The 1,426-nt window shown below is 71.2% G+C and carries 1 protein-coding gene; it reads right to left on the bottom strand.

Annotated elements, in window-relative coordinates; translation table 11 throughout:
• A partial coding sequence (locus tag ABTY04_RS40955) for a non-ribosomal peptide synthetase (protein ID WP_352218514.1) occupies positions 1–1,379 on the bottom strand: 1,379 nt, incomplete at its 3' end.
• Positions 1,380–1,426: the final 47 nt, after the last annotated feature.

Below are 1,426 nucleotides of genomic sequence, written 5' to 3'. Positions count from 1 at the left end.
GGCCGGTCCAGATACCCCCGCGCCAGACCCGCACCCGCCACGTACAACTCACCCGGCACACCCGGCGGAACCGGCTGAAGCCGCCCGTCCAGCACATACACCTGCGCGTTGACGATCGGACGGCCGATCGGCGGCACACCCGACCCCGGCGACAACGGCTCGCTCATCGTCGCGCACACCGTCGTCTCCGTCGGACCGTACGCATTGACCATCCGCCGCCCCGGCGCCCACCGCGCCACCAGCTCCGGCCCACACACCTCACCCGCCACCACCAGGGTCGAGGCGGTCACCTCGGTCTCCGCCAGGGTGGCGAGGAGGGACGGGGGCACGGTCACATGGGTGATCGCGAGGGCCGGGTCGGACAGGGCGGCAACCGGCTCCCCCGTGGGGGGCAGCACCAGAGCCGCACCACACAGCAGAGCGGTGCAGATCTCCGACACCGAGGCGTCGAAGCTCGGCGAGGCGAACTGGAGGATCCGGCTGTCGGGCGCGATCGCGAACCGCTCGATCTGGGCGGCGACCAGGCTGGCCACGCCGGCGTGGCTCACCACGACGCCTTTGGGGCGGCCGGTCGAACCCGAGGTGTAGATCACGTACGCCGGATGCCGGACATCCACCACAACCGCCGGATCGGTGTCCGGCCGGTCGCCCACCTCCGCCACCATCGACGCATCATCGATCACCACCACCGGACGGGCGTCCTCCAGCATGAACGCGATCCGCGCCGCCGGATACCCCGGATCAACCGGCAGATACGCCGCCCCCGCCTTCAGCACCGCCAGCACCGCCACCACCGACTCCACCGACCGCGGCAGAGCCACCGCCACGACCCGCTCCGGCCCCACCCCCTGCGCGATCAGCGCATGCGCCAGCCGATTCGCCCACGCATCCAGCCGGCCGTACGTCAACTCCCTGTCGCCGCAGACCAGCGCGACAGCCTCCGGAGCCGCCGCCACCCGCGCCGCAAAGGCCTCCGGCACGGTGACCGACTCCACCGGACGCGCGGTGGCGTTGAGCTCCTCCAGCACGCGGTGGCGCTCGTCGGCACCGAGGATGTCGATCCGGCCGATCGACTGCTCCGGGTCGGCGATGACCGCTTCCAGCAGGAGCGTCCAGCGCCGGGCGAGGTTGACGACCGTCGAACGGTCGAACAGGTCGGTGGCGTAATCCACCGCGCCGACGATGCCGGCCGGGCGTCCGTCCTGCCCGAATTGCTCTCCAAGGTTGAAGCCGAGGTCGAACTTGGCGGTCCCGGTCGGCACCGCGCAGAAGGAGACGTCCAGGCCGGGAAGCGTGAACCTCCCCATCGGCGCGTTCTGCACGGCCAGGACGGTCTGGAACAGCGGGTGGTGCGACAGCGACCGGGACGGGTTGAGCACCTCCACCAAGTGCTCGAACGGCACGTCCTGGTGCGCGAAAGCCGACA

The organism is Streptomyces sp. NPDC097981 (assembly GCF_040302565.1).
In the GTDB taxonomy this organism is placed as follows: domain Bacteria; phylum Actinomycetota; class Actinomycetes; order Streptomycetales; family Streptomycetaceae; genus Streptomyces.
This window is presented reverse-complemented; position numbering and strand designations above follow the sequence as displayed.